Here is a 22,517-nt window from a genome sequence, read left to right as displayed (position 1 = left end):
GATGCGCTGGAGCCCTGGATGGCGACTGTGCGTCTTGAGCATTGGCATTACCGCAGCGCCCATTGCCCAGGCCCTGGACGTGGAGATTGACGGTCTGGACGGCCAAGCCGCTGAGAATGTCGTGCTCTATCTCGACGCCATCGAGGCCTCCCAGTACCGCGAAGAGCGCCTGATGGCCAAGGTGCGCAATCAGACGCTTGAAGCCATGCGTGTGTATGGCTATTACGAGCCCAATGTCGAGATCCGCTTCACGGGTGATCCCATCGATGGAGCCGAGCTTTCCATCACACCGGGTGAGCGGGTCAAGGTTACCGTGCTGGAACTGAACGTAACCGGCGACGCCGAGCAGGATGAAGCCTTCGATAGCGTCCTTGCCGACCCTGGACTCGCCGTTGGTGAACCGCTGGTGCATGCCTCCTACGACAGCCTGCGCAGCAAACTGTCGTCACTGTCTCTGCAGAGGGGCTATTTCGATGCGGATTTTCCGGAGCGACGCATGGAGGTGCGTCCCTGGGAACAGAGTGCGCGTATCTATCTGACGTTTGATAGCGGCCCTCGCTACCGCTTTGGAGATATCGTCATCAAGGGCAGCCAGATCGATGAAGACCGTCTGCGCAGGATGCTGCCCTTCGCGTCTGCCGACCCCTACCTGGCCGGCCAACTGGCTCAGTACAATCAGCGCTTGTCGCAGAGCAACTGGTTTTCTTCGATCAGTGTGCGCCCTCGGCTGGATACCGCCTCTGATCTAGCACTGGAACCGCCCTCGAAGCGATCTCCCTCGCCCTGGTGGCAAGAAGCAGGACTCGAGGATGCTGTCGCCGAGACCGAATCGGCCGCAGCCAGCCGCATCGAGCAAGTCGCGTTGATCGCCGCCGACCGCCTTTTCCCGGACCCGCGCCATGAAGTGCCGGTCGACGTCACCGTCGTACCTGCCGATCGGCATCGCTTCGAGGTGGGGATTGGCTATGCCACCGACGTGGGGCCCCGCACTCGGCTGTCCTGGACGCAGCCCTGGTTGAACAGCGCGGGCCACAGCCTGACCAATGAGCTTTTCCTTTCCGCGCCCGAACAGGAGTTCTCCGGCGAATATCAGATCCCGCTCGAGAACCCGCTGCGCGACAGCTACCGCATCGACTACGGCTTTCAACAGGTCGACAACGAGGATACCCAGAGCTTGGAGATCTCGACGGAAGTGTCTCGGCGCTGGAAGTTCGACAACGGTTGGACCCAGGATGTGTTCGTGCGCACGACTTACGAAGACTTCACACAGGCCAGTGAAGACGATCAGGTACTGCTGTATTACCCCGGCATCAGTTGGTCACGCACCCGCAGCCGCAACCCGATTTTTCCAACCTGGGGAGACCGCCAGCGTCTGTCGCTGGCCTATTCCGACACCGCCTGGGGGTCTGATGCTACCTTCCTGCGGGGCACGCTCGATACCCAGTGGATTCGCATGCTCGGCGACAATAATCGTTTCGTTGGCCGCGTGGGCATGGGGGCCATCGAAACCAATGACTTCGACAAGATCCCCCCGTCGCTGCGATTCTTCGCCGGTGGCGATAGCAGCGTGCGTGGCTATGGCTACGAAAGTCTGTCGCCTGAAAACGCGGATGGCGAACTGACCGGTGGTCAGCAGTTGTTTACGGCCAGCCTAGAGGCCCAGCGCCGGGTCACTGGTGATTGGTGGGGCGCGGCCTTCGTCGATACCGGCAACGCCTTCGATGCCTGGGGAGCCCCTGACTTGAAGACGGGGGCGGGTCTCGGGGTGCGCTGGATTTCCCCGGTGGGCCCGATTCGTTTCGATGTGGCGCATCCCCTGGATGACCCCGACAACGCCTATCGCATTCACTTCTCCATTGGCCCGGAGCTCTAAACCGGAAGGGACAAGACCGGAATGAACATACGCAAGGCATGGGGCCGGGCGCTGTTGCGATTACTGCTGTGGTTGCCCATATGGCTGATCGGCCTGGTTATACTCGCGATGGGGCTGGCACTCTCTCCCTGGGGGACTGGGCTGCTGCTGGAACAGGGACAGTCGAGAGGCTTCTTCACCTATCGTGACGCCTCGGGAGCCCCGCTGGATCATCTGGTGATAGACGGCCTTGCTCTCGAGGCAGGGCCGGCCAGCATCGACGTCGAGCGCCTCGAGCTCGTCTGGGCAGACGACTGCCTACTCGACAGCAAGCTGTGCCTCGACCGTCTAGGCGTCACCGGGGCGCGGATTCGCCTTGCCGCCAGCGAGGCAGGTGAGCCGGATCAGCCCACTTCCGAGAGCGGAGCCGCTCCGACGATCAACGTGCCATTCCCCATCGAGCTGCGTGACATCCTGCTTGATGATGTCGACCTGCGTCTTGCCGATGGCACGCACCTGACGTGGTCGCATTTCCAGACCGGCGCTTCACTGGACGCTGGCACCTTGACCCTGTCACCCACCACGCTGTCCGGCATGCGGCTGAGGTTGCCTTCCAGCGAAGGCCAGGCCCTGGCCCTGGATAACGCGGACCGTACGCCTTCGTCGCTGAGCGCCGGTGCGATCGACGGTGCGGGCAAGGTAGCCCGGCAGATACCACCGGTGGCACGCGATGCAACGACAGCGAGTGAGACCGCTGTCCCGCTTGCCGAGCGCGAGCGTCTCGCCTTGCCGGCCATCACACTGCCGCTTGCCATCGAGGTGCCGAGCCTCGTCATCGAGGATGCCGCACTCACCGGGCCGAGCGCTTATCACATCGATCGTCTGGCGCTGAGCCTGTCAGGACAGGGCAGCGATATCGAGATATCGCCCCTGACCCTTGCCATGCCTGAAGCCGACGCCCGCCTCGAGGCCAATATCACGCTGCGTGATGACTATCCGCTCGAGGCGAGTCTCAATGCCCAGGTCAAGCAGCTAGCCGCTATGCCGGCGCTTGCCGGCGAACGGCTCGACCTGCGTCTTGACGGCAGCCTGGCCGACTTGAAGATATCGCTTTCCGCCAAGGGGCCCGCGACCGCGCAGCTCGACGCCAGTCTCGATGCTCTGGCTCCCACCTTGCCGTTTGAGCTCAAGCTAGAGTCCGATGCTCTGCAATGGCCCTTGTCCGGTGCGGCGCCCAGCGCTGATACACCGTCAGGTGCGGGAAACAAGGGGCAGCCTTACCGGTTGACTGACCTCAGGGCGCGCCTGAACGGCAGCCTGCTCGACTATCGCTTGGCCCTGTCGGCCGAGGCCTCGGGACCGGCGGTGGCGCCCACTCGGCTGGCAGCGACGGGGACCGGCGACGCCGAACACTTTGCCTGGCTACCGTTATCGCTGAAGAGCGGCGAGGGCGCCCTGATCAGCCGGGGCAAGGTCAACTGGGCGGATGGACTGACACTCGATACCACCATCAATCTGGACGGACTCGATCCCGGCGCCTACACCAGTGCCGTGGCTGGCCGTCTGGACGGCGATGCCACCCTGAGCTTCGTGCAGGCAAACGATGGTTGGCGACTCGGCATTCCGGAGCTTGCCATCGACGGCACCCTCAATGACTTGCCGGTCTCTGTGTCGGGCAGCCTCAGCGGCAATAGCGATATGCGCTGGAACATCAAGCAGCTCGACCTGCGCCAGGGCGAGAACCGCCTGACCGCAGAGGGTCAGATCGGCGATCAGATGGATCTATCCGGCTCGCTGCAGGCGTCGGGGCTCAATGCCCTGTCACCGGAGCTTGGCGGCACCCTGCAGGGCGACTTCCAGCTTGGCGGCAGCCTGGACACGCCGACTCTGGCGCTGGACCTGAGCGGCGAACGTCTGGTCTTTGCCGAAAACCGCCTGGGTACCCTGAACCTGCGGGCACGTACGCAGGGGCTCGAGGATCCAGAGCTTGATCTCACCCTGGAGGCAGAGCGCCTAGACGCCGGCGGTCAGCGGTTTTCGCGCCTGACGCTCGGGCTCGACGGCCGCTTGTCCGAGCATCGGCTGACCCTCGAGGCAACGGCCGGGCGAGGCATGCCGCTGTCCCGGGCTGGCCTCACCCTGGAGGGCGGCCTCAACGCCGACGGCGACCGATACCAGGGGCAACTGATGCCGCTGGAGGTCGACGCGGATGCCGGCACGCTGCGCCTGGACGAGGCCCTGAGCTTCGATGTCGACATCGCCAAGTCCGCAGTCAGTCTCTCGCCGTTTTGCCTGGTCCGAGAGGAAGGCGGGCGTCTGTGCAGCACCCAGCCCATCGATGCCTCTGCCAAGCAAGGGCGGGCCAGGCTGCAGCTCACGGAGCTGCCCATGGCCCTCTTGGAGCCTTCTCTGCCGGTTGGCTGGAAGGCAAGCGGTGATAACAACGCCGAGGTCGTGGTCGCCTGGCAGGATCAGGGCACCAGCTGGTCGCTGGATGCCAACCTCGATAGCCGCCTGGACATCGAGGCCCAGAATGCCTTTGGCCAGGCCGTCACGCTGCCCACCACCCAGTTGAAGCTGACCGCCAATGCCACCCCTCAGGCCGCCAATGCCGAGCTGGATCTCGAACTCGAGCAAGGCGGCAACGTCAACCTGACGCTGCGTATCGACGACCCCCAAGGGCAAGGAGCATTGGACGGGCGTCTGCGGCTCCAGAGCCTGCAGCTCTCGCCTTATCAGCCCCTGGCTGGCGATATGGAAACCCTCGAGGGTAGTCTGAATGGCGATATTGCGGTGGGCGGCACCCTGGCCTTGCCCACCCTGACCGGCAACCTGACGCTCGATTCGCTGCAAGCGAAGGGCAGCGGTATTCCGCTCGAGGTGAGAGATGGCGAACTGACGGTGCGTCTGCGTGGCGACAGCGGCCAGATAGAAGGGGTGATCCGTAGCGAACGAGGGCGCTTGGACATTCAGGGTGACGCCCGCTGGCCAAGCCTCGATGAGTGGGAACTGGCGATGTCGCTCGATGGGCAGGAAGAGCCATTGCAGCTGGATATAGCCGATATTGGCCGGCTGCGAATCGCCCCGGATCTCCAAGTCGATGTGCGGCCCGAACGGCTCAGCGTGCGCGGCCAGGTCAAGGTACCCTGGGCGCGGCTGGAGATCGGCCAGATTCCGCCATCGGCGACCAGCCCGAGCCCTGATGAGGTCATCATCACCCGGCGTGACGAACGCCGGGCGCGTCGTGAGGCGACACGGGCCGAGAAGGCCGGCGCCGGCGAGGATACCGCCGACGCTCTGGCCTCGGCGGGTATGGCCACCAGCATCCAGGTCGAGCTGGTGCTGGGCCCTGATATGGATCTCAAGGCCTATGGCCTGGAAACCGGCCTGGACGGCCGCCTGCAGGTTCGCCAGAGCAGCGGCCCCGTTCAGCTGTTCGGCGAAGTCAGCCTGGTAGGCGGCCGCTTCCGCGCCTATGGTCAGGACTTGAGAATCCGACAGGGCCAACTCCTGTTCAGCGGGCCCGCCGATCAACCGCTGTTGCAGTTCGAGGCAATTCGCAACGAAGACAAGACTCAGGACGGCGTGATCGCCGGTCTGCGAGTCTCCGGATCCGCATCGGCGCCTAGCCTATCGGTGTTCTCCGAGCCCGCCATGGAAGAGTCTCGAGCCTTGTCCTATCTGCTGCGGGGGCGCGCGCCCAATGATACCGAATCCGACAACAGTGCTCTGACGTCGGCATTGATCGGGCTGTCTCTGTCCCGCACCGGCGGTGCCATAGGCCAGGTCGGCGAGGTCTTTGGCATTGGCGACCTGGCTCTCGATACGGCCGGCAGCGGTGATGAGTCAGAAGTCGTGGTTAGCGGGCAACTCAGCGACGATCTACGTGTCAGCTATGGTGTCGGTGTCTTCGAACCGATCGCCGAACTGACGTTGCGCTATACCCTGTGGCGCAACCTATACCTTCAGGCAGTGTCGGGTGCCGCCCAGGCCGTTGATCTGGTATATAGCTTCAGTCTCGGCAAGGCGGACGCCAGGCAATGAGCCGGTTGCTCTCACTTTTTCACAAGGTCTTTCATAAGGTCTTTCGTCATCTCAAGGAGCCCATCATGCGCCATGCCGATAAACAGCAACCCGTCAGCCCGGAACGGGCTCTACCGGGGCGCGACACACCGCTGAGCATTAGCGGTATCCATCATGTCAACGGCGCCTCCATGTGCCCGCCGTTTCCGGAAGGCAGTGAAGACATCGTGCTGGGTCTGGGCTGCTTCTGGGGCGCCGAGCGGCTGTTCTGGGAGTTGCCCGGCGTCCTGGTCACGGCCGTCGGCTATGCCGGCGGTTATACGCCCAACCCGACCTACGAAGAGACCTGCAGCGGCTGGACGGGCCATACCGAGGTAGTGCGGGTGGTCTACGACCCGGCCGTTATCTCGTTGCAGAGTCTGCTGCGTGTCTTCTGGGAAGCCCACGACCCCACTCAGGGCATGCGTCAAGGCAATGATATCGGCACCCAGTACCGTTCGGCGATCTACGCGACCAGCGAGTCTCAGCGCCAGGCGGCCGAGCAGAGTCGCGAGCAGTATCAGCACGCCTTGAAGGATGCCGGTGGGGGAGAGATCACGACCGAGCTCGCGCCGCTGGAGGCCTTTTATTACGCCGAGGAGTATCACCAGCAGTATCTGGCAAAAAATCCCAATGGCTATTGCGGTCTGAAGGGAACCGGCGTCAGTTGTCCGACCGGCTAGCCACGAAGGTGGGCCAGTGAGTCGCTGCGCCTGCCGAGGCCCAGTCGTTGAGCTGCCTGGCCACGCGGCGCATCAGCCAGGAGCTTGGCCGACCATGACGGCACTCGATGAAACCGACGTGCCCGCCATGGCGGGCGATCTCGACTCTGACGGAATCCGCGGGAGTGGGGAGGCGCTCGAACAGATCGCCGGGCATGAAGGGATCGTCGGCAGCATGCAACATCAGCATCGGTAGCTCGATATTGCCAAGCAAGCGCCCCGCCGATGCCCGGGCATAGTAGTCGCTGGCGGAACTGAAACCATGCAGCGGTGCCGTCACCTCATTGTCGTAAGCCCAGAAGGTATCGAGCTCTTTGAGCTGATGCGGGTTCAGGGCGATCGGCATGGGCTCAAGACGCATTTTTGCCGCAATCTTGCGTTTTAGATCCTTGAGCAGGTGGCGCTGATAGACTTTGGCAAAGCCACGATTCAGTGCATCGGCACTGGCGGCGAGGTCCAGTGGCGCGCTAATGACGATAGCACCGGCCAAGTCGAGGCCATCGCCTCCCTGCTCGGCCACCAGTTTGGTCAGCATGTTGCCGCCCAGCGAAACGCCAGCGGCAACTTTCAGGGCCTTGGGGTAGCGCTTCGCCAATTGGCCGAGCACCCAGTAGGCATCGGCGGTATCGCCGCTATGGTACGCCCTGGGCAGGCGATTGGGGGCCTTGCCGCAGCCACGAAAGTGCATCAACACGCTTCGCCAACCAAGCCGCGCGGCGGTAGCCATCAGCCCCTTGGCATAGGGGGACTCGACCGACCCTTCCAGGCCATGGAAGAGGATGAACAGCGGAGCGTCTTCTGCCACGGGGGGCGGTAGCCCCCAGGCCAATTCCACGAAATCGCCGTCCGGCAGATTGACGACCTCCGTTTCGAAAGCCAAGCGCGGTGCAGGCAACATCCGCGGCAGTAACGTCTGCAGGTGGCGATTGGCAAGCCCTCTGGCAGGGCGAAAGTCGGCGGGAACGATGGTGCGTGACATGCCTGCCTCGCGAGTGGGGGATACCCCCAAGCTTATCGTGCCTGAGGGATGCTGCAACACTTCTCGCGGGTCAAATGACCGGTGTCAGGTTCTCGCCCCCCTGATCGGTCACCAGCACATTGTCCTCGATACGCACTCCACCATGGGGAGCCAGTGCCTCAACGGTGGCCCAATCAATCTCGCTTCCAGCAGGCGCCTCACGAAGCGGGTCCAGGAGCATCGGGATCACATAGCACCCCGGCTCCATGGTCACCACCATGCCGGCCTCAAGCGTTCGCGTCAGCCGCAGCGCCGGGTGCTCGGCAGGCGGCGGTAAGGCCACTCCATCAGCGCTTTGTCGACCGGCCACATCATGAACCTGAAGGCCCAGCAGGTGCCCCAGCCCATGGGGACAGAAAGCTCGGGTAATGCCCTGTTCAACGGCCGCCGACGCGCTGCAACGAATCATGCCCAGCTCACCGAGTAGCGCCCCCAACCCTTGGTGCATGCGGGCATGCAGCGTTGGATAGTCGACGCCGGGCGCCATATCCCCAATCAGGTTCTGCTGGATCGTGGTCACGCCTTCGATCAGGCCGGCAAAGGCGTCGCTGGCATCGCCACCGGCCCAGGTGCGGGTGATATCGGCCGAGTAGCCACGGTAACGATGCCCGGCATCGATGAGCAGGCTGTGATGATCAGCGGCAGTTGCCAGCGCATAGTGCTGATAGTGCAACACGGCAGCATGCTGATTGACGCCGACGATGCTTTGATAGGGCAGATCCGATTCGCGCTGACGACTGGCCCCCAGGTAGGCGAGCTGGATATCGAGTTCGGCGCCGCCGTCGAAAAAGGCGTCGCGAGCGGCACGGTGACCGAGTCCGGCACGTCGATTCGCCTCGCGCAGACAGTCGATCTCATAAGCGCTTTTCCGCACGCGCCCCTCGTCCAGGGCTTGCGTCAATGCCGGCGGGTTGAGCTCGGCGCCGAGAGCGCTGGCGGTATCTGCACCGACGTCGCCAAGGACGGCATAGCGACCGGCAGGCAGGCTAGGGGGAGTTGACGTGGCCACGGGCTCTACGGCAAAGGCGTCGACCCAAGCCTCCTCGGGCAGCTCGGTGCCCAGATGCCAGAAATCCGTGGGTGCATGCAGCTGAAGTCTCGGCCGTTGTCCTGGACGCACCAGCAACCAGCTGTGAGCCAGGCCCTGCTGGGGAACCCAGTGCATGAAATGGCCGTAAGTGGCAAAGCTCGCGTGCTGATCGTCGGCGAAATGACGCTGCGGATGGCCACTATAGATCAATGCGCCATCGAAGCCATGTGTCGCCAGCAGACGGTCGTAGGCGGCCTGGAGTGCCTCGAGGTGGGCAAGCTGCTTGTGTTCAAGCGTCTCTTTCATGATGTCACTCATCTTGGGTGTCCATAAGGATCGAATCAGACCGCCGGCGCATCAAGGGTCGACCAGAAGTTCTCGAGACCGCTTTGGTGGGCCTCGCGATGCCGATAAAGCCTCACTTCAAGCGCGATATCCCAGTGAGACGCGCCGGCGCGCATCAGTTGCCCCGTTTCCAGGACGTCACGCGCGACTCGCTCGGGTAACCAACCAAGCCCATGGCCCAGGCATACCAGTTCCTTGACGTTGCTGCTTTGAATGCTCTCGGTCAGCACGTTGAAGTGGCAGGCCTGGGGCTGGCGAAGCAGGTGATCCTCGATCGCTGCCTGCATCAACCCACGAGCGTGATAGGCAATCAGCGGCTGGGGAGCGCGCCTCTCCCCCGGCAGCGTGAAGCGGGGTTGCCCGAAACCGTCGGGGATGGTGACCGGCACCAGCCGCTCGGCGCCGATGACCCGGTGCTCGAAGGGCGTCATATCGAGTTCCAGGGGCGTGCGCCCCTTCGGCCAGTAGCAGGCCGCCAGGTCGCACTCGCCGCGCTCCAGCGCCTGGAAGTAGTCGGCGGCCAGCCAACCGGTGGCGCGTAGGTAAGGTTGTAGGGGCGGCTGTCCCATCTCCTCCAGCCAGCCGGACAAGAAGTGCGATAGCAGGCTTTGAGGGGCCGCCAGCAATAATCGGCGTGACTGCGCTTCATTGAGGCGCGTTATACGATCACGGGTAATGCGTAACCGCTCGGTGGTCTGCTCGCACAGCGCAAGAAACTCCTCGCCTGCCGGCGTCAGCGACAATGGCAGGGTCTGGCGGTTGATCAGCGTCGTTCCCATCTCCTCCTCGAGCAGCTTGATGCGGCGGGAGAAGGTTGGCTGGGTGACATTCTGCTCATCCGCAGCCCGCGAGAAATGTCGCGTGCGGGCCAGGGCAATGGAGTCTTCCAGCCATCGTAATTCCATAGCATTCCTGTCGTCTGAGGTGCCGTACCGTGTCTATCCGCGCAGCAAAGCGAGGCGGCAGGAGCCGCCTCATGACTCACAGACGGCCTTCCTCTACACCATGGCAGGCAACCCGGGCTCCATCCTCTACATCGATCAGTGCCGGCACTTCCTGGCGGCAGCGCTCATTGGCATGCGGGCAGCGGCCATGGAAGACACACCCTGATGGCAGGTTAACCGGGGTCGGTACCTCGCCTTGTAGTCGAATATGCTGCGGGCGATCATCTTCCAGTCGCGGAATCGCCGACAGCAAGGCTTGGGTATAAGGATGTCGCGGTTTCGCAAAGAGGGTGCCGGTGGGCGCAATTTCACACACCATGCCCAGATACATCACCGCTACCCGTGTGCCAAAGTGTTCGACCACGGCGAGATCGTGGGTGATGAACAGGTAGGTCAGATTGCGTTTCTGCTGCGCTTCCATCATCAGGTTCAGCACCTGGGCCTGAATCGACACATCCAGGGCCGAGATCGGCTCGTCGGCGACGATGAACTCCGGGTCCACGGCCAGGGCTCTGGCGATGGCGATGCGCTGACGCTGCCCCCCCGAGAACTCATGGCCGAAACGCGAGCCCCAGTCAGGGTCGATGCCCACTGAGTCCATGACGTCGCGCACCTGGTCACGCACGCGCTCCTTTGACCAGTCAGGGTGGTGCAGGCGAATCGGTTCTTCCAGCGTCTGCTGGATGGTCATGCGCGGATTGAGCGAGGCGTAGGGATTCTGGAAGATCATCTGCATACGCCGACGGTAGGGCAGCAGTTCCTTGGCGGACAGGTGATCGACGCGCTGTCCGTCATAGTGGATCTCGCCTTGACTCGGCGATAGCAGCCCCATCACGGTGCGCGCCACCGTGGACTTGCCGCAGCCGGACTCACCCACCACGCAAAGCGCTTCGCCGCGGCGGATGTCGATATCGATGCCGTTGATGGCATGCACGTGCTCCTGCTCACGGACCAGCTTGCCGCCCTTGAACTTGAGCTGCTCGAGGAAGTCGCCAGATAGCGAGAAGCGCTTGTAGAGGTTGCGAATCTCCATCAGCGGTGCAGCGGTATCGTTTTCCCGGTGGCCAGCGAGGGCCGCAGACGCCTTGGGATCGTGCTGTGACACGGCGGCGGTCATAGGATCTCCTCCCGCGAGTCGCGTTGTTGTTGATTGACCAGCTCAGCGACCATGTGACAGGCCACCCGGCAGTTACCCGAATCGACAAACCCCGGAACCTTGTCGAGACAGGCCTTGCGGGGCTCTCCGTTGGCGTCGTTGACGAAGCCACAGCGCGGATGGAAAGCGCAGCCGCTGGGCAGGTTCGATAGCGAAGGCATGCTGCCGGGAATCTGATTGAGCCGTGACCCAGGGGTGGCCATCTGCGGCAAGGCATTGATCAGCCCCTGGGTGTAGGGATGTTGCGGGTCGTTGATGATTTCGCGGGTCGGGCCCTGCTCGATCACTCGGCCGGCATACATCACCAGCATGCGCTGGGTGACCTGGCTGACCACGCCCAGATCATGGGTGATGAGCACCAGGCCCACGTTGTGCTTCTCGCACAGCTCCAGCAGCAGATCCATGATCTCTGCCTGGATGGTCACGTCCAGTGCAGTGGTTGGCTCGTCGGCGATGATGATATCCGGGTCGAGTAGCAGAGCGATGGCGATGATCACCCGTTGACGCATGCCGCCGGAAAGCTCGTGGGGGTATTGATCAAGGCGCGTCTCCGGTGACGGGATCTGCACCTGATTCAGCTTGTGCAGGGAAATCGCCCGAGCCTCTCGAGTCGAGATGCGGCGATGGGCCTTGAGGCATTCGACCATCTGTTCCCCGATCGAGAGCACCGGGTTCAGGGTCATCATCGGATCCTGAAAGATCATCGAAATGCGGTTGCCACGGATGCGTCGCAGGCCGCGATCCTTCATGCCCGACAGCTCCTCGCCGTCGAAGGTGATGCTACCGCCAGCGATATAGCCGGGTTTGGCGATCAGGTTCAACAAGCTGAAGGCCGCGACCGACTTGCCTGCCCCGGACTCACCGACGATCCCCAATCGCTCGCCGCGATCGAGGCTGAAACAGACGTCGCGCAGGGCGCGTACGTCGCCGCCGCGCAGGGCGAAACGAACGTCGAGGTTATTCACTTCCAGAAGTGCCATGGGTGACTCCTCAGCCCTTGTAGAGACGTGGATTGAGGACATCGCGCAGCCAGTCGCCCAGCAGGTTGATGACCAGCACGAGAATGACCAGCACCGCACCGGGGATCAGCGTGATCCACCAGGAACCCGACTGAATGTAATCGAAGCCCGACTTGATCAGCGAGCCAAGCGAGGGGTGCGTCTCCGGCATGCCGAGCCCGAGGAAAGATAGCGCGGCCTCGGAGATGATGGCGTTGGCGACCTGCACGGTCGAGATGACGAAGATCGGCGACAGGGTGTTGGGCAGGATGTGGCGAAACATGATCCGCCGACTCTTCAATCCCATGACCCGTGCAGCATCGACGTACTCCTTGCTGCGCTCGGCCAATACCGAGGCACGCACGGTACGGGCGTACTGCGGCCACTCGGCCAGGCCGATGATCAGCACCAGCAACGGCACCGCGTATTCACTGAAGGTGGCACCGCCGAAGATCGCCTTGACCAGGGCACCGACGATGATCGCCACCATCAGGGTCGAGAAGGACAGCTGGATATCGGCCAGACGCATCAGGAAAGCATCCACGCGCCCTCCCAGATAACCGGCCATCAGACCGAAGCTGACACCGATGGCGGCCTGCATCAGCACGGCACCGAAGCCGATGATCAGCGAGACGCGCAGACCATAGAGAATGGTCGACAGCAGATCACGCCCCTGGGCATCGGTGCCCATCAGGTACTGAGGGTCGGCGCCGTCGATCCAGAAGGGGGGAAGCTCCGAGGCCATAATATCGATCTGAGCGAGATCATAAGGGTTGGCCGGCGCCAGCCAGGGGGCGAATACGGCGGCGAAGATCAGCATGGCAAAGAGCACCAGGCTCACTTGGGCCACCAGGTCGCGCTTGAAGCTATAGAGCAGGTAGGAATCGCGGAAGCGTGCCCACCTGCCGGGAACGATTGTGTCACTCATGGCGTTCTCTCTCATGGCAGCAGGGCTCAGGCGGGCTTGCCGGTGAGCTTGACGGTGGGGTTGACCAGGCCGTAGATCAGGTCGACCAGGGTGTTGGTGATCACGAAGATCAGACCGACGATCATCAGATAGGTAACGATCAGCGGAATATCCGAGCGCTCGATGGCGTCGAGGAACATCAGTCCCATGCCCGGCCACTGAAAGACCGTTTCGGTGAGGATGGTGTAGGCGACCAGGGTACCTATCTGCACCCCGCCCACTGTGATGACCGGCAGCATGGTGTTCTTGAGCGCATGCACGAAGTAGATGCGGCGCAGCGAGATGCCTTTGGCACGGGCGAACTTCACGTATTCCGACTGCAGTACTTCGAGCATCTCGGCCCGAATCAGGCGAATGAACAGGGGCAGCATGATCGAAGCCAGCGAGATGGCGGGCAGCACCAGGTAGGTGAGGCCTTCCAGGGAGCTGAAGTTGGTGTCCCAAGTGCCGAACACATGCACCGGGTTGCCGCGGCCATAGGCGGGCATGCCCCCGTCGGTCGACAGCAGATCATTGAGCCAGGCGCCCCAGGCCGTATCGGCAGGGAAGGGCGTGAAGTCGACGCCAATGGCAAACAGCTGAATCAGCACGATGGCGGTCAGGAACACCGGGATCGAGATACCGACGATCGACACACCCATGAAGGCCCGCGATAGCCAGGCTCGGGGCTTGATGGCGCTGTACACGCCGATCGGCACTGACAGCAGCACGATCAGGAAAGTGGTCGCCGCTACCAGCTCCAGGGTGGCGGGGAGGTGGCGCATGATCACCTGAGTGGTCGGCTCATTGAAGATGTATGAATAGCCGAAGTCGAATTGGGCGGCGTTCTTGGCGAAACGCAGGTACTGGACGAAGAAGGGGTCGTTTAGCCCCAGCTCTTCACGCAGCTCCGCGCGCTCGCTTTCGGGCACGGACTGGCCAACCATCTGCTGGATCGGGTCGCCCAGGTTGTCCTGGATGGCGAAGCTGATCACGCTGATGACAAACATCACCAGGAAAGCGTGGAACAGTCGCTTGATCAGAAAGGCAATCATGGATTGCGTCCTGTAGGCAGGCGGTCCCCATCGCACGGCCAAGTGGCCGTGCGATGACAACGGAATCGGCAAACGCCGGCCCGCAAGGGCCGGCACGGGAGGCGAGGATTACTCCTCGATGACTAGATCCCCGATATAGGGGAAGTTCATGACGTTGACGACCGGCTCGATATCGACGTTTTGCGCCGAAGCCCAGGCCAGATCCTGCCAGTGCAGCGGGATAAAGGCCGCATCGTCGTAGAGCGCCTTCTCCACGGCCTGAAGCATCTCGGCACGCTTCTCCAGGTCGACCTCGACATTGGCTTCGGCGACCAGGGCATCGATCTCCGGGTTGCAGTAGTTGCCGGCGTTGTACTGGCCAGCACCGGTGTCGGGGTCCGGGCACTCGGTGAGATACTGGTAGAAGTTAGCGGAGTCCTCGGTGTCGGCGTGCCAGCCGATCATCATCATATCCGCGGCGCGGTCGTCGAACTCGCCCCAGTACTGAGCCTTGGGCAGTGTCTTCAGGTCGACGGTCACGTTGATGCGCGCCAGCATGGCAGCCACGGCCTGGGCGATCTTGGCATCATTCACGTAGCGGTTGTTGGGCGCCATCATGGTGATGCTGAAGCCGTCCTCATAACCTGCCTCGGCCATCAGTTCCTTGGCCTTCTCCACGTCATAGCGCGGGCTGAGCTCGTCGTTATGGCCCGCATAGCCCGCCGGTGAAAGCTGAGCTGCCGGAGTGGCGAAGCCTTTCATCAGGCGGTCGGCGATGCCTTCCTGGTTGATGGCATAGGCAAAGGCCTGACGCACGCGCGGGTCCTTGAAGGCCTCGACGCGATTCTGGTCCATTTGGAAGGTGATGATCCGCGTGCCCGACATGGTCACCAACTGGACGTCTTCATCGTCGCGGATGCGGTCCAGGTCGTTGGGCGGCACCGGCGCGATGAAGTTGACGTCGCCCGAGAGTAGCGCGGCCACGCGGGTGGCGTTTTCGCCAATCGGCGTCAGTACCACCTTGTCGACGTTGCCCGGGGAGTCGGTGTCCCAATAATCGTCGTACCGCTCGAAGTCGGTTCGCACGCCCTGCTGGCGGTTGGTCACCTCGAAGGGACCGGTCCCTGAGATATGACGAGAGGCGTAGGAGTTACCGTTCTTGACGATTTCGTCCTTGGGGTCGCCGTCCTCATCCGTGCCGCTGTAGAACTGGCTGTCCAGCGGGAAGATGTAGGTCGCCAGGTTCAGCAGCAGCGGGTAGGGCTTGGAGGTGGTGAACTCGACCGTGGTGTCATCGATGGCTGTTACGCTGTCGATAGGGGCGAAGATCGCCTTGAAGTCAGAGCTCTCTTTCAGCCGCTCGACGGTGAAGACCACGTCGTCTGCGGTGAAGGGGTTGCCGCTGTGGAAGGTCACGCCCTCACGCAGCGTCATGCGCATGGTGGTGTCGTCGACCTGTTCCCAGGATGTGGCAAGGCGCGGCTCGAACTCAAGATCCTGGGTCCAGCGCACCAGCGGGTCGAAGGTCATGTGCGACAGCTGAAGGGTGGCGCCGGAGAGCTGCTCGTGGATATCCAGCGATACTGGGTCGGCGTCATAGGCCATGCGCAGGGTGTTTTCCGCACTGGCAGTGGCAGGCAGTAGGGCAGCACCCACGGCGGTGGCCCCGATCACGGTGGCCAGCAGAGTTTTGCGAAAGATCATGTAAGTCCCCAATTGTGGTTGTTATCGACGGTGTCATGCCGTTGTTATGCAGCCTCGCGGGGAGCGAGTGCTCTAAACACCTTAGACAGTCGTTTGAGGACCAGACAATCGAAATTATGACAGGCGTCATTCACTAGCTGAATCGGCCAGCGCATGAGAGGGCAACTCGGGGGCTTCAATCCGTCTGGTCGGCAGGTACCAGGCGGTCGACGCGATACAGCTGCGGCACCTGATCGAGGCCTTCGACGGTGCACTCGAGGTCGGTGACGCGACCATCATTCAAGCCATAGACCCAGCCGTGCACGGCCAGTGGCTGGCCACGTTGCCAGGCCCGTTGAATAATCTTGGTGCGACAGAGGTTGTCGACCTGCGCCTTGACGTTGAGCTCGCACATGCGATCAACCTGCTCTGCGAGGGGAAGCGTCTCGAGAGTTTTACGGTGGCGGCTGTAGAGCTCGCGCACGCTGTGCAGCCAATAGTCGACGATGCCGCATTCCCCGCCTGTCATGGCGGCCTTGATGCCTCCGCAGCCGTAATGTCCCACGACCATGATGTGCTTGACCTTGAGCACATCGACCGCGAACTGCACCACGGACAGGGCATTCATGTCGTTGTGATGCAGCAGATTGGCGACATTGCGGTGCACGAAAACTTCGCCCGGCGGCAGGTCGACGATCTGGTTGGCCGGCACGCGTGAATCCGAGCAGCCGATCCACAGGTAATCGGGGTTCTGCTGGCCGGAGAGCCGCGCAAAGAAACCAGGGTCCTCTTTCTGGACGCTCTCGGCCCAATCGCGATTGCGCTCCAGTAGTGTCTTCATCTGATTCATCATCGTCGAACCCTCTTCGGTGCGGCCGCTGTATTGGGCGCGTCTTGTACCCTTGTGATGCCAGACGGTCAACGCAAGACCTCCCGGCACCTGTTCATCACTGTTATCATCCCCGCATCGGTTTTTTGGTTCCAGTATTCAGGAGAACATCGTGTCCCAGTTCGATTACGACCTCTTCGTCATTGGCGCAGGGTCAGGCGGCGTGCGCGCCGCACGTACGGCCGCGGCCGCCGGTGCCCGTGTCGCTATCGCGGAAGACCGCTATCTTGGCGGCACCTGTGTCAATGTGGGCTGCGTACCCAAGAAGCTTTACTCCTATGCCGCGCATTTCCAGGAAGCCTTTCACGATAGCGCCGGCTTCGGCTGGCAGCTGCCGGAAGCGCCGCGCTTCAATTGGGCGACACTGCGTGACAACAAAATCAAGGAGATCAAGCGGCTGAACGGCATATATGGCCGGCTACTCGATAATGCCGACGTGCGCCTGATCAATGGCCGCGCCACGGTGACCGACGCCAACCACGTGGAAGTGAATGGCGAGAGCTTCAGCAGCGAGAAGATTCTCGTCGCCACCGGCGGCTGGCCTTGGGTTCCGGATTTCCCGGGCAACGAGCACGTCCTCAACTCCAACCAGGTCTTCGACCTCGAGCGCTTTCCCGAGCGTTTCCTGGTACTCGGCGGAGGCTATATCGCGGTCGAGTTCGCCAGCATCTTCAACGGCCTGGGCAGCGAGTCTCATCTGGTCTATCGCGGAGAACTCTTCCTGCGCGGCTTCGATCATGAGGTTCGCGAGTTCACTCGCGATGAAATGGCCAAGAAGGGCGTCAACCTGCACTTCGAGACCAATATCGAACGTATCGATGCCGACGGCGACGCCTACCGGGTCACCCTCACCACTGGCGAGACCCTCGAGGTCGACGCTGTGCTGTCGGCCACTGGCCGCAAGCCGCATCTTGAAGGCTTAGGGCTCGACAAGCTCGACATCGCCCTGGATCGCGACGGCAAGATCGCGATCAATGAGCGCTTCGAAACCTCGACGCCTTCCATTCTGGCGCTGGGCGACGTCACCAGCGGACCGGAACTCACGCCGGTTGCGTTGGAAGAAGCCATGCAGCTCGTTCAGCACCATTTCGGCGACAGCGCGCCCAAGCCTCTGGATTACGCCAGCATCGCAACGGCGGTGTTCTGTCATCCCAATATCGGCACCGTGGGGCTCTCCGAAGAGGAAGCACGCGACAAGTATGCGGCGATTCGCGTCTATGCTGCCGACTTCAAGCCGATGAAGCATACCCTGTCCGGAAGCGACGAGCGCTGCCTCATGAAGCTGATCGTTGATGATGCGAGCGACCGGGTACTCGGTGCCCATATGGTGGGTGAAGAGGCAGGCGAGCTGATTCAGGGCATCGCCATCGCCGTTCGTGCAGGCCTGACCAAGACCGATTTCGACGCCACTGTGGGCATTCACCCCACCGGAGCCGAGGAATTCGTCACCATGCGCAGCGTGACACGCACCTGATCAATAAAGCTCATGTTACCCGCGCGCCTTTACTGAACGCGCTTGCTCAAGGCCATTCCGCATGCGGGATGGCCTTTTTGTATGCCGACGTTGAACCTGTCGCGATTGAGCTGGGCTAAACTGGAATTGAATGTCTGCATGCTGGCAGGCCGCGCCAGGCAGGGCTTGCAGCGCGGTCATAATCTTAAATTATGGATTTTGCGCATCGTAATAAAGGCCCCTTTGATCTGGTCATAACCCTTTGTTATGCTTATGCGCAAATTCGCCAATAGCGAAGCATATCTATGAACGTACCGACGCAGCCTTTCACGACTTCTGCCGAACTAGCACGACCAAGCGTTGCTGATGCCGTAGTGGGCAATGCCAAGACATCTCTGTTCATTCGCAAGCCGAATCCCGACGATGGCTGGGGCATTTACGAGCTCGTCAAGGCGTGTCCACCGCTGGACGTCAATTCCGCCTATGCCTACCTGCTGCTGGCCACCCAGTTCCGAGATAGCTGCGCCGTCGCCACCAATGAAGAGGGCGAGATCGTGGGTTTCGTCTCCGGCTACGTAAAGAGCAATGCGTCGGATACCTATTTTCTGTGGCAGGTCGCCGTGGGTGAGAAGGCACGCGGCACGGGGCTTGCCCGTCGCCTGGTCGAAGCCGTGATGAGCCGCCCCGAACTTGTGGATGTGCGCCACCTCGAGACGACCATCACCCCAGACAATGCGGCATCCTGGGGCCTCTTTACCCGCTTGGCAGATCGCTGGCAGGCACCGCTCAACAGCCGGGAATATTTTTCCACTGACCAGCTCGGTGGCGAACACGACCCGGAAAATCTCGTACGTATCGGCCCCTTCCAGCCCGATCGTATCTAAGCGCCCGCGCATATTTCTGCAACAGCCTGCTGGAGCCACTGGCAGTGGGCTGTATGCTGTCGCGCCCAGATTTTCCTTTACTCCATATTTCTCACTATTTACTCGCTATTCATCACAAGGAGGTCAACATGCAGACCCAGATTTTCGAACAGATGGAATCAGAAGTTCGCACGTACTCACGCTCTTTCCCGGTCGTGCTGACCAAGGCGCAGGGCGCACGCCTGACGGATGAAAGCGGCAAGGTGTATATCGACTTCCTGGCCGGTGCCGGCACGCTCAACTATGGGCACAACCATCCGAAGCTCAAGCAGGCCATGCTGGAGTATCTGGCCGATGACGGTATCGTTCACGGCCTGGACATGTGGACCAAGGCCAAGCGTGAGTACCTCGAAACTCTTGACGAGTTGATCCTCAAGCCGCGTGGCCTCGACTATAAGATCCACCTGCCAGGGCCGACCGGCACCAATGCCGTCGAGGCGGCGATCCGCCTGGCACGCGTGGCCACTGGCCGGCACAACATCGTGACCTTCACCAACGGTTTCCACGGTGTGACCATGGGTGCGCTGGCCACTACTGGTAACCGCAAGTTCCGCGAAGCGACCGGCGGCATTCCGACACAAGGCGCTGCCTTCTTGCCCTTCGACGGTTACCTCGGTGAAGGCGTCGACACCCTCGACTACTTCGAGAAAATGCTTGGTGACAATTCCAGCGGCCTGGATATTCCTGCCGCCGTCATCATCGAGACCGTACAAGGGGAGGGGGGGATCAACCCCGCCGGCATCGAGTGGCTCAAACGCCTCGAACAGATCTGCCGTGACCATCACATCCTGCTGATCGTCGATGACATCCAGGCCGGCTGTGGCCGTACCGGTAAATTCTTCAGCTTCGAGCACGCCGGCCTCAAGCCGGACATCGTCTGCAACTCCAAGTCACTGTCCGGTTTCGGCCTTCCGTTCGCTCATGTGCTGATGCGCCCCGAGCTGGACAAGTGGAAACCCGGCCAGTACAACGGCACCTTCCGTGGTTTCAACCTGGCCTTCGCTACCGCCACCGCAGCCATGCGTGAGTTCTGGAGCGACGACAAGCTTGAGCGTGATGTGATCCGCAAGGGCCGCATCGTCGAACAGCGCTTCCAAGAGTTGGCAGCCTGGCTGACCGAGAAGGGCATCCCGGCCTCCGAGCGTGGCCGTGGCCTCATGCGCGCCCTGGACGTGGGTACCGGTGACATTGCCGACAAGATCACTGAAGAAGCTTTCAAGCGCGGCCTGATCATCGAGACCAGTGGCCATGACGGCCAGGCCATCAAATGCCTGTGCCCTCTGACCATCAGCGACGAAGATTTGCTGGAAGGGCTGGACATCGTCGAAGCCAGCATCAAGCATGTATTTGGTTAAGTCGACGCCGGCCACCCGATAACGTGATGGCAGCGCCATGGGAACCCGGCAAAACCGGGTTCCTGATCAGTATTCCAACAGAGGAAGTTCGCAATGATCGTTCGTAATCTCGAAGAAGCCCGTAAGACAGATCGTCTGGTGAAGGCCGAAAACGGTAACTGGGACAGCACACGTCTCTCGCTGGCCGACGACGGCGGCAAATGCTCCTTCCACATTACCCGTATTTTCGAAGGCACCGAGACCCATATCCACTACAAGAACCACTTCGAAGCCGTTTACTGCATCGAAGGGGAAGGTGAAGTCGAGACTCTGGCCGATGGCAAGATCTGGCCGATCAAGCCAGGCGACATCTACATCCTCGACCAGCACGACGATCATCTGCTGCGTGCCAGCAAGACCATGCACCTCGCTTGTGTCTTCACACCAGGCCTGACCGGAAACGAAGTGCACCGTGAAGACGGCTCCTACGCTGCGCCGGACGACAACAGCTAAGCTCCATGTTTGCCGATGCAGGCGACGTGCACACAGGCGACGTGCACACAGGGCCTGCATGCAAAAGCCCCGATGAGTGGATCATCGGGGCTTTTTGGTTTCTCGCCATTTCGTTTCAGACTACGAAGTCGATCACAAAGCGGGTCAGGTCAATCCTGGCTGATGTGTCCTTGCTTGCCAGGGTCAGGGCGCCTTATCGAAAGACAGGGTCACTTCGCCAAGGGTCACGCCGAACTTCGACATGTTGGTCCGGTTGATCAGGCGGCCATCCGGCTGCAGATACATCCAGTCGTCCATGGTGAAGGTCAGGTTCCGGTCGCCCACGGCAACGTCGAGCGGATAATTCATGTGGAAGACATGGCCGTACTGCCTTGCTTCCACCTCGCCCTCGACGTCGCTGGCCTGGCCGACCCAGCGATGCTCGTCGATGCGCTCGAAGGTCCAGACACGGCGGTCGGTTTCGCCATTGGCATACTGGAAGCGCTCATCAAGCGTCAGTGTATCGCCTTCGACGGTGCCGGTGATATCGACGGTAAAGCGCCGCTGCACTTCGCCTGAGTAGTCTTGGACCATGCCCCAGGCCCGGGTATCGCCTTCAAAATACTCGGCAATATCCAGCCTCGGCTCACTGCCTGCATAATCCTCGACGTCCACGCCGGCGCAGCCCGTCAGGGCAAGGCCGAGAAACGCAAATGCCCAAAGGGGGTATTGCTTGGCAAGATGGCGCATGCATTGCTCCTGATCTGAAAGGTCATGGCGTTGAGAGTCGTGCCTTGGCAACGCGTTCAGTGGCAAAACGCGAAAGAAGGGCGGTTGCACTGATGTCGAACGATGGGCGCAGCGCCGCATATTTCGGCCAGCAGGACAGCGTGCGCCTCGCGCTTTGCGCAATGCCTGGGTCCGATGGCCTGACTAGAATTGCGGTGCATCGAAACCAACCGGTTCATCGGTATAGACGCATACATTAGCGTCTTCGATGTCGCCATCCGTGGATTCCACCTGCGACTGGAAAAACGCCTGAATTTCACGGCGTTGGCAGTGGGCTTCGAAGGCTTCACGATTGGCCCAGACTTCATGGAACACGATCGGATAGCTTTCACCCTGAGCAAAGGGGCTCTCGATCTGGCGAGTCACCGTGTAGCGCAGACAGCCATCTTCACGGTGCGCATTGGGCTCAAGGCTCTGTAGCGCCTTGAAGGCGGCATCTTCGCGGCCAGGCTTGGGCTTGAAACTGGCGATGCAGTAGATCTTCTGCGACATGCGTAACTCCTGGAGGATGAACCGGACATCGGTGTTATACCAGAAACAATGTAACGGCCGGAGTAGCTTGGCTGGGCAACGGCTGGGACATCGCCGCGAGCAAAGCCTATCGAGCCTGACAACTGCTTAAAACGCGGCATCTTCCTCGGCGATGATGCCGTCATGCTTCAGCTGACCTTCGATCATGGATAAGTTGGCTCGGGCGGCGGAAATCTTTTTAATATGGGCCTGACGGTTATTGCCGTCATCTTCTTCCCATGCTTTTTCGGCCAGTTCCAGCGCTTCTTTGGCTTGGGCCAGGTCATGCAGGGAATATTCTGCGCTCATCGGTAGTCTCCTGTTATGAAAGCCGCGA

General features: G+C 61.5%; 19 protein-coding genes. 7 read left to right on the top strand and 12 right to left on the bottom strand.

Annotated elements, in window-relative coordinates; genetic code table 11:
* Position 1 precedes the first annotated feature (1 nt).
* From tamA to msrA, 3 genes are all read left to right on the top strand, one after another.
* Complete coding sequence (gene tamA, locus HUS66_RS07360; RefSeq protein WP_175070266.1) at positions 2–1,873, top strand: autotransporter assembly complex protein TamA; 1,872 nt, start codon at positions 2–4, stop codon at positions 1,871–1,873.
* A gap of 21 nt (positions 1,874–1,894) precedes the next feature.
* Positions 1,895–5,896 carry an autotransporter assembly complex protein TamB gene (gene tamB, locus HUS66_RS07355; RefSeq protein ID WP_175070265.1) on the top strand — a complete coding sequence of 1,334 codons (4,002 nt, stop codon included), beginning with the start codon at positions 1,895–1,897 and terminating at the stop codon, positions 5,894–5,896.
* A 65-nt stretch (positions 5,897–5,961) separates the two neighbouring features.
* Positions 5,962–6,597 (top strand): peptide-methionine (S)-S-oxide reductase MsrA, encoded by a 636-nt coding sequence (gene msrA, locus HUS66_RS07350; RefSeq protein WP_175070264.1) that lies wholly within the window; start codon positions 5,962–5,964, stop codon positions 6,595–6,597.
* Here msrA and HUS66_RS07345 read toward each other — a convergent pair.
* The 9 genes from HUS66_RS07345 to can form a co-directional block, all read right to left on the bottom strand.
* Positions 6,578–7,615 carry a hydrolase gene (locus HUS66_RS07345; RefSeq protein ID WP_175070263.1) on the bottom strand — a complete coding sequence of 346 codons (1,038 nt, stop codon included), beginning with the start codon at positions 7,613–7,615 and terminating at the stop codon, positions 6,578–6,580. The two genes, msrA and HUS66_RS07345, sit on opposite strands and share 20 nt — an antisense overlap.
* Positions 7,616–7,685: 70 nt before the next feature.
* Complete coding sequence (pepQ, locus tag HUS66_RS07340) at positions 7,686–8,990, bottom strand: Xaa-Pro dipeptidase (protein ID WP_175070262.1); 1,305 nt, start codon at positions 8,988–8,990, stop codon at positions 7,686–7,688.
* A gap of 35 nt (positions 8,991–9,025) precedes the next feature.
* Positions 9,026–9,934, bottom strand: a complete 909-nt coding sequence (locus tag HUS66_RS07335; RefSeq protein ID WP_175070261.1) for a LysR family transcriptional regulator — start codon at positions 9,932–9,934, stop codon at positions 9,026–9,028.
* A 76-nt stretch (positions 9,935–10,010) separates the two neighbouring features.
* Positions 10,011–11,006, bottom strand: a complete 996-nt coding sequence (locus tag HUS66_RS07330) for an ABC transporter ATP-binding protein (RefSeq protein WP_254628746.1) — start codon at positions 11,004–11,006, stop codon at positions 10,011–10,013.
* A gap of 80 nt (positions 11,007–11,086) precedes the next feature.
* Positions 11,087–12,109: an ABC transporter ATP-binding protein gene (locus HUS66_RS07325; RefSeq protein WP_175070259.1), complete on the bottom strand. Its 1,023-nt coding sequence runs from the start codon at positions 12,107–12,109 to the stop codon at positions 11,087–11,089.
* 10 nt (positions 12,110–12,119) lie between these two features.
* Positions 12,120–13,055 carry an ABC transporter permease gene (locus HUS66_RS07320; RefSeq protein ID WP_175070258.1) on the bottom strand — a complete coding sequence of 312 codons (936 nt, stop codon included), beginning with the start codon at positions 13,053–13,055 and terminating at the stop codon, positions 12,120–12,122.
* A gap of 26 nt (positions 13,056–13,081) precedes the next feature.
* Complete coding sequence (locus HUS66_RS07315; RefSeq protein ID WP_175070257.1) at positions 13,082–14,128, bottom strand: ABC transporter permease; 1,047 nt, start codon at positions 14,126–14,128, stop codon at positions 13,082–13,084.
* Between the two features lie 108 nt (positions 14,129–14,236).
* A complete protein-coding gene (locus HUS66_RS07310) occupies positions 14,237–15,811 on the bottom strand; it encodes an ABC transporter substrate-binding protein (RefSeq protein ID WP_175070256.1) in 1,575 nt (524 codons plus the stop codon).
* A 175-nt stretch (positions 15,812–15,986) separates the two neighbouring features.
* Entirely contained in the window at positions 15,987–16,643 is a 657-nt protein-coding gene (can, locus tag HUS66_RS07305) for a carbonate dehydratase (protein WP_175070255.1), read from the bottom strand.
* 148 nt (positions 16,644–16,791) lie between these two features.
* Between can and gorA the strand changes: the two genes are divergently transcribed.
* From gorA to HUS66_RS07285, 4 genes are all read left to right on the top strand, one after another.
* On the top strand, positions 16,792–18,153 hold the full coding sequence (gene gorA, locus HUS66_RS07300) for a glutathione-disulfide reductase (protein WP_175070254.1): 1,362 nt from the start codon (positions 16,792–16,794) through the stop codon (positions 18,151–18,153).
* 284 nt (positions 18,154–18,437) lie between these two features.
* Positions 18,438–19,016, top strand: coding sequence for a diaminobutyrate acetyltransferase (ectA, locus tag HUS66_RS07295; protein ID WP_175070253.1), 579 nt, complete (start codon positions 18,438–18,440; stop codon positions 19,014–19,016).
* 128 nt (positions 19,017–19,144) lie between these two features.
* Positions 19,145–20,410, top strand: a complete 1,266-nt coding sequence (ectB, locus tag HUS66_RS07290; RefSeq protein WP_175070252.1) for a diaminobutyrate--2-oxoglutarate transaminase — start codon at positions 19,145–19,147, stop codon at positions 20,408–20,410.
* 93 nt (positions 20,411–20,503) lie between these two features.
* Positions 20,504–20,902: an ectoine synthase gene (locus tag HUS66_RS07285; RefSeq protein WP_112055311.1), complete on the top strand. Its 399-nt coding sequence runs from the start codon at positions 20,504–20,506 to the stop codon at positions 20,900–20,902.
* A gap of 183 nt (positions 20,903–21,085) precedes the next feature.
* On the opposite strand, the gene HUS66_RS07280 is transcribed toward HUS66_RS07285, so the two are convergent.
* The 3 genes from HUS66_RS07280 to HUS66_RS07270 all read right to left on the bottom strand — a co-directional run bounded on the left by HUS66_RS07280 (position 21,086) and on the right by HUS66_RS07270 (position 22,489).
* A complete protein-coding gene (locus tag HUS66_RS07280; protein ID WP_175070251.1) occupies positions 21,086–21,631 on the bottom strand; it encodes a DUF3833 domain-containing protein in 546 nt (181 codons plus the stop codon).
* Positions 21,632–21,814: 183 nt separating this feature from the next.
* On the bottom strand, positions 21,815–22,162 hold the full coding sequence (locus tag HUS66_RS07275; protein ID WP_175070250.1) for a putative quinol monooxygenase: 348 nt from the start codon (positions 22,160–22,162) through the stop codon (positions 21,815–21,817).
* Between the two features lie 126 nt (positions 22,163–22,288).
* The gene (locus HUS66_RS07270) at positions 22,289–22,489 is read right to left on the bottom strand and encodes a hypothetical protein (protein WP_175070249.1); all 201 of its coding nucleotides are present in this window, start codon (positions 22,487–22,489) and stop codon (positions 22,289–22,291) included.
* Positions 22,490–22,517: the final 28 nt, after the last annotated feature.

Source organism: Onishia taeanensis (genome assembly GCF_013349955.1).
GTDB classification, from domain to species: domain Bacteria; phylum Pseudomonadota; class Gammaproteobacteria; order Pseudomonadales; family Halomonadaceae; genus Onishia; species Onishia taeanensis_B.
This window is presented reverse-complemented; position numbering and strand designations above follow the sequence as displayed.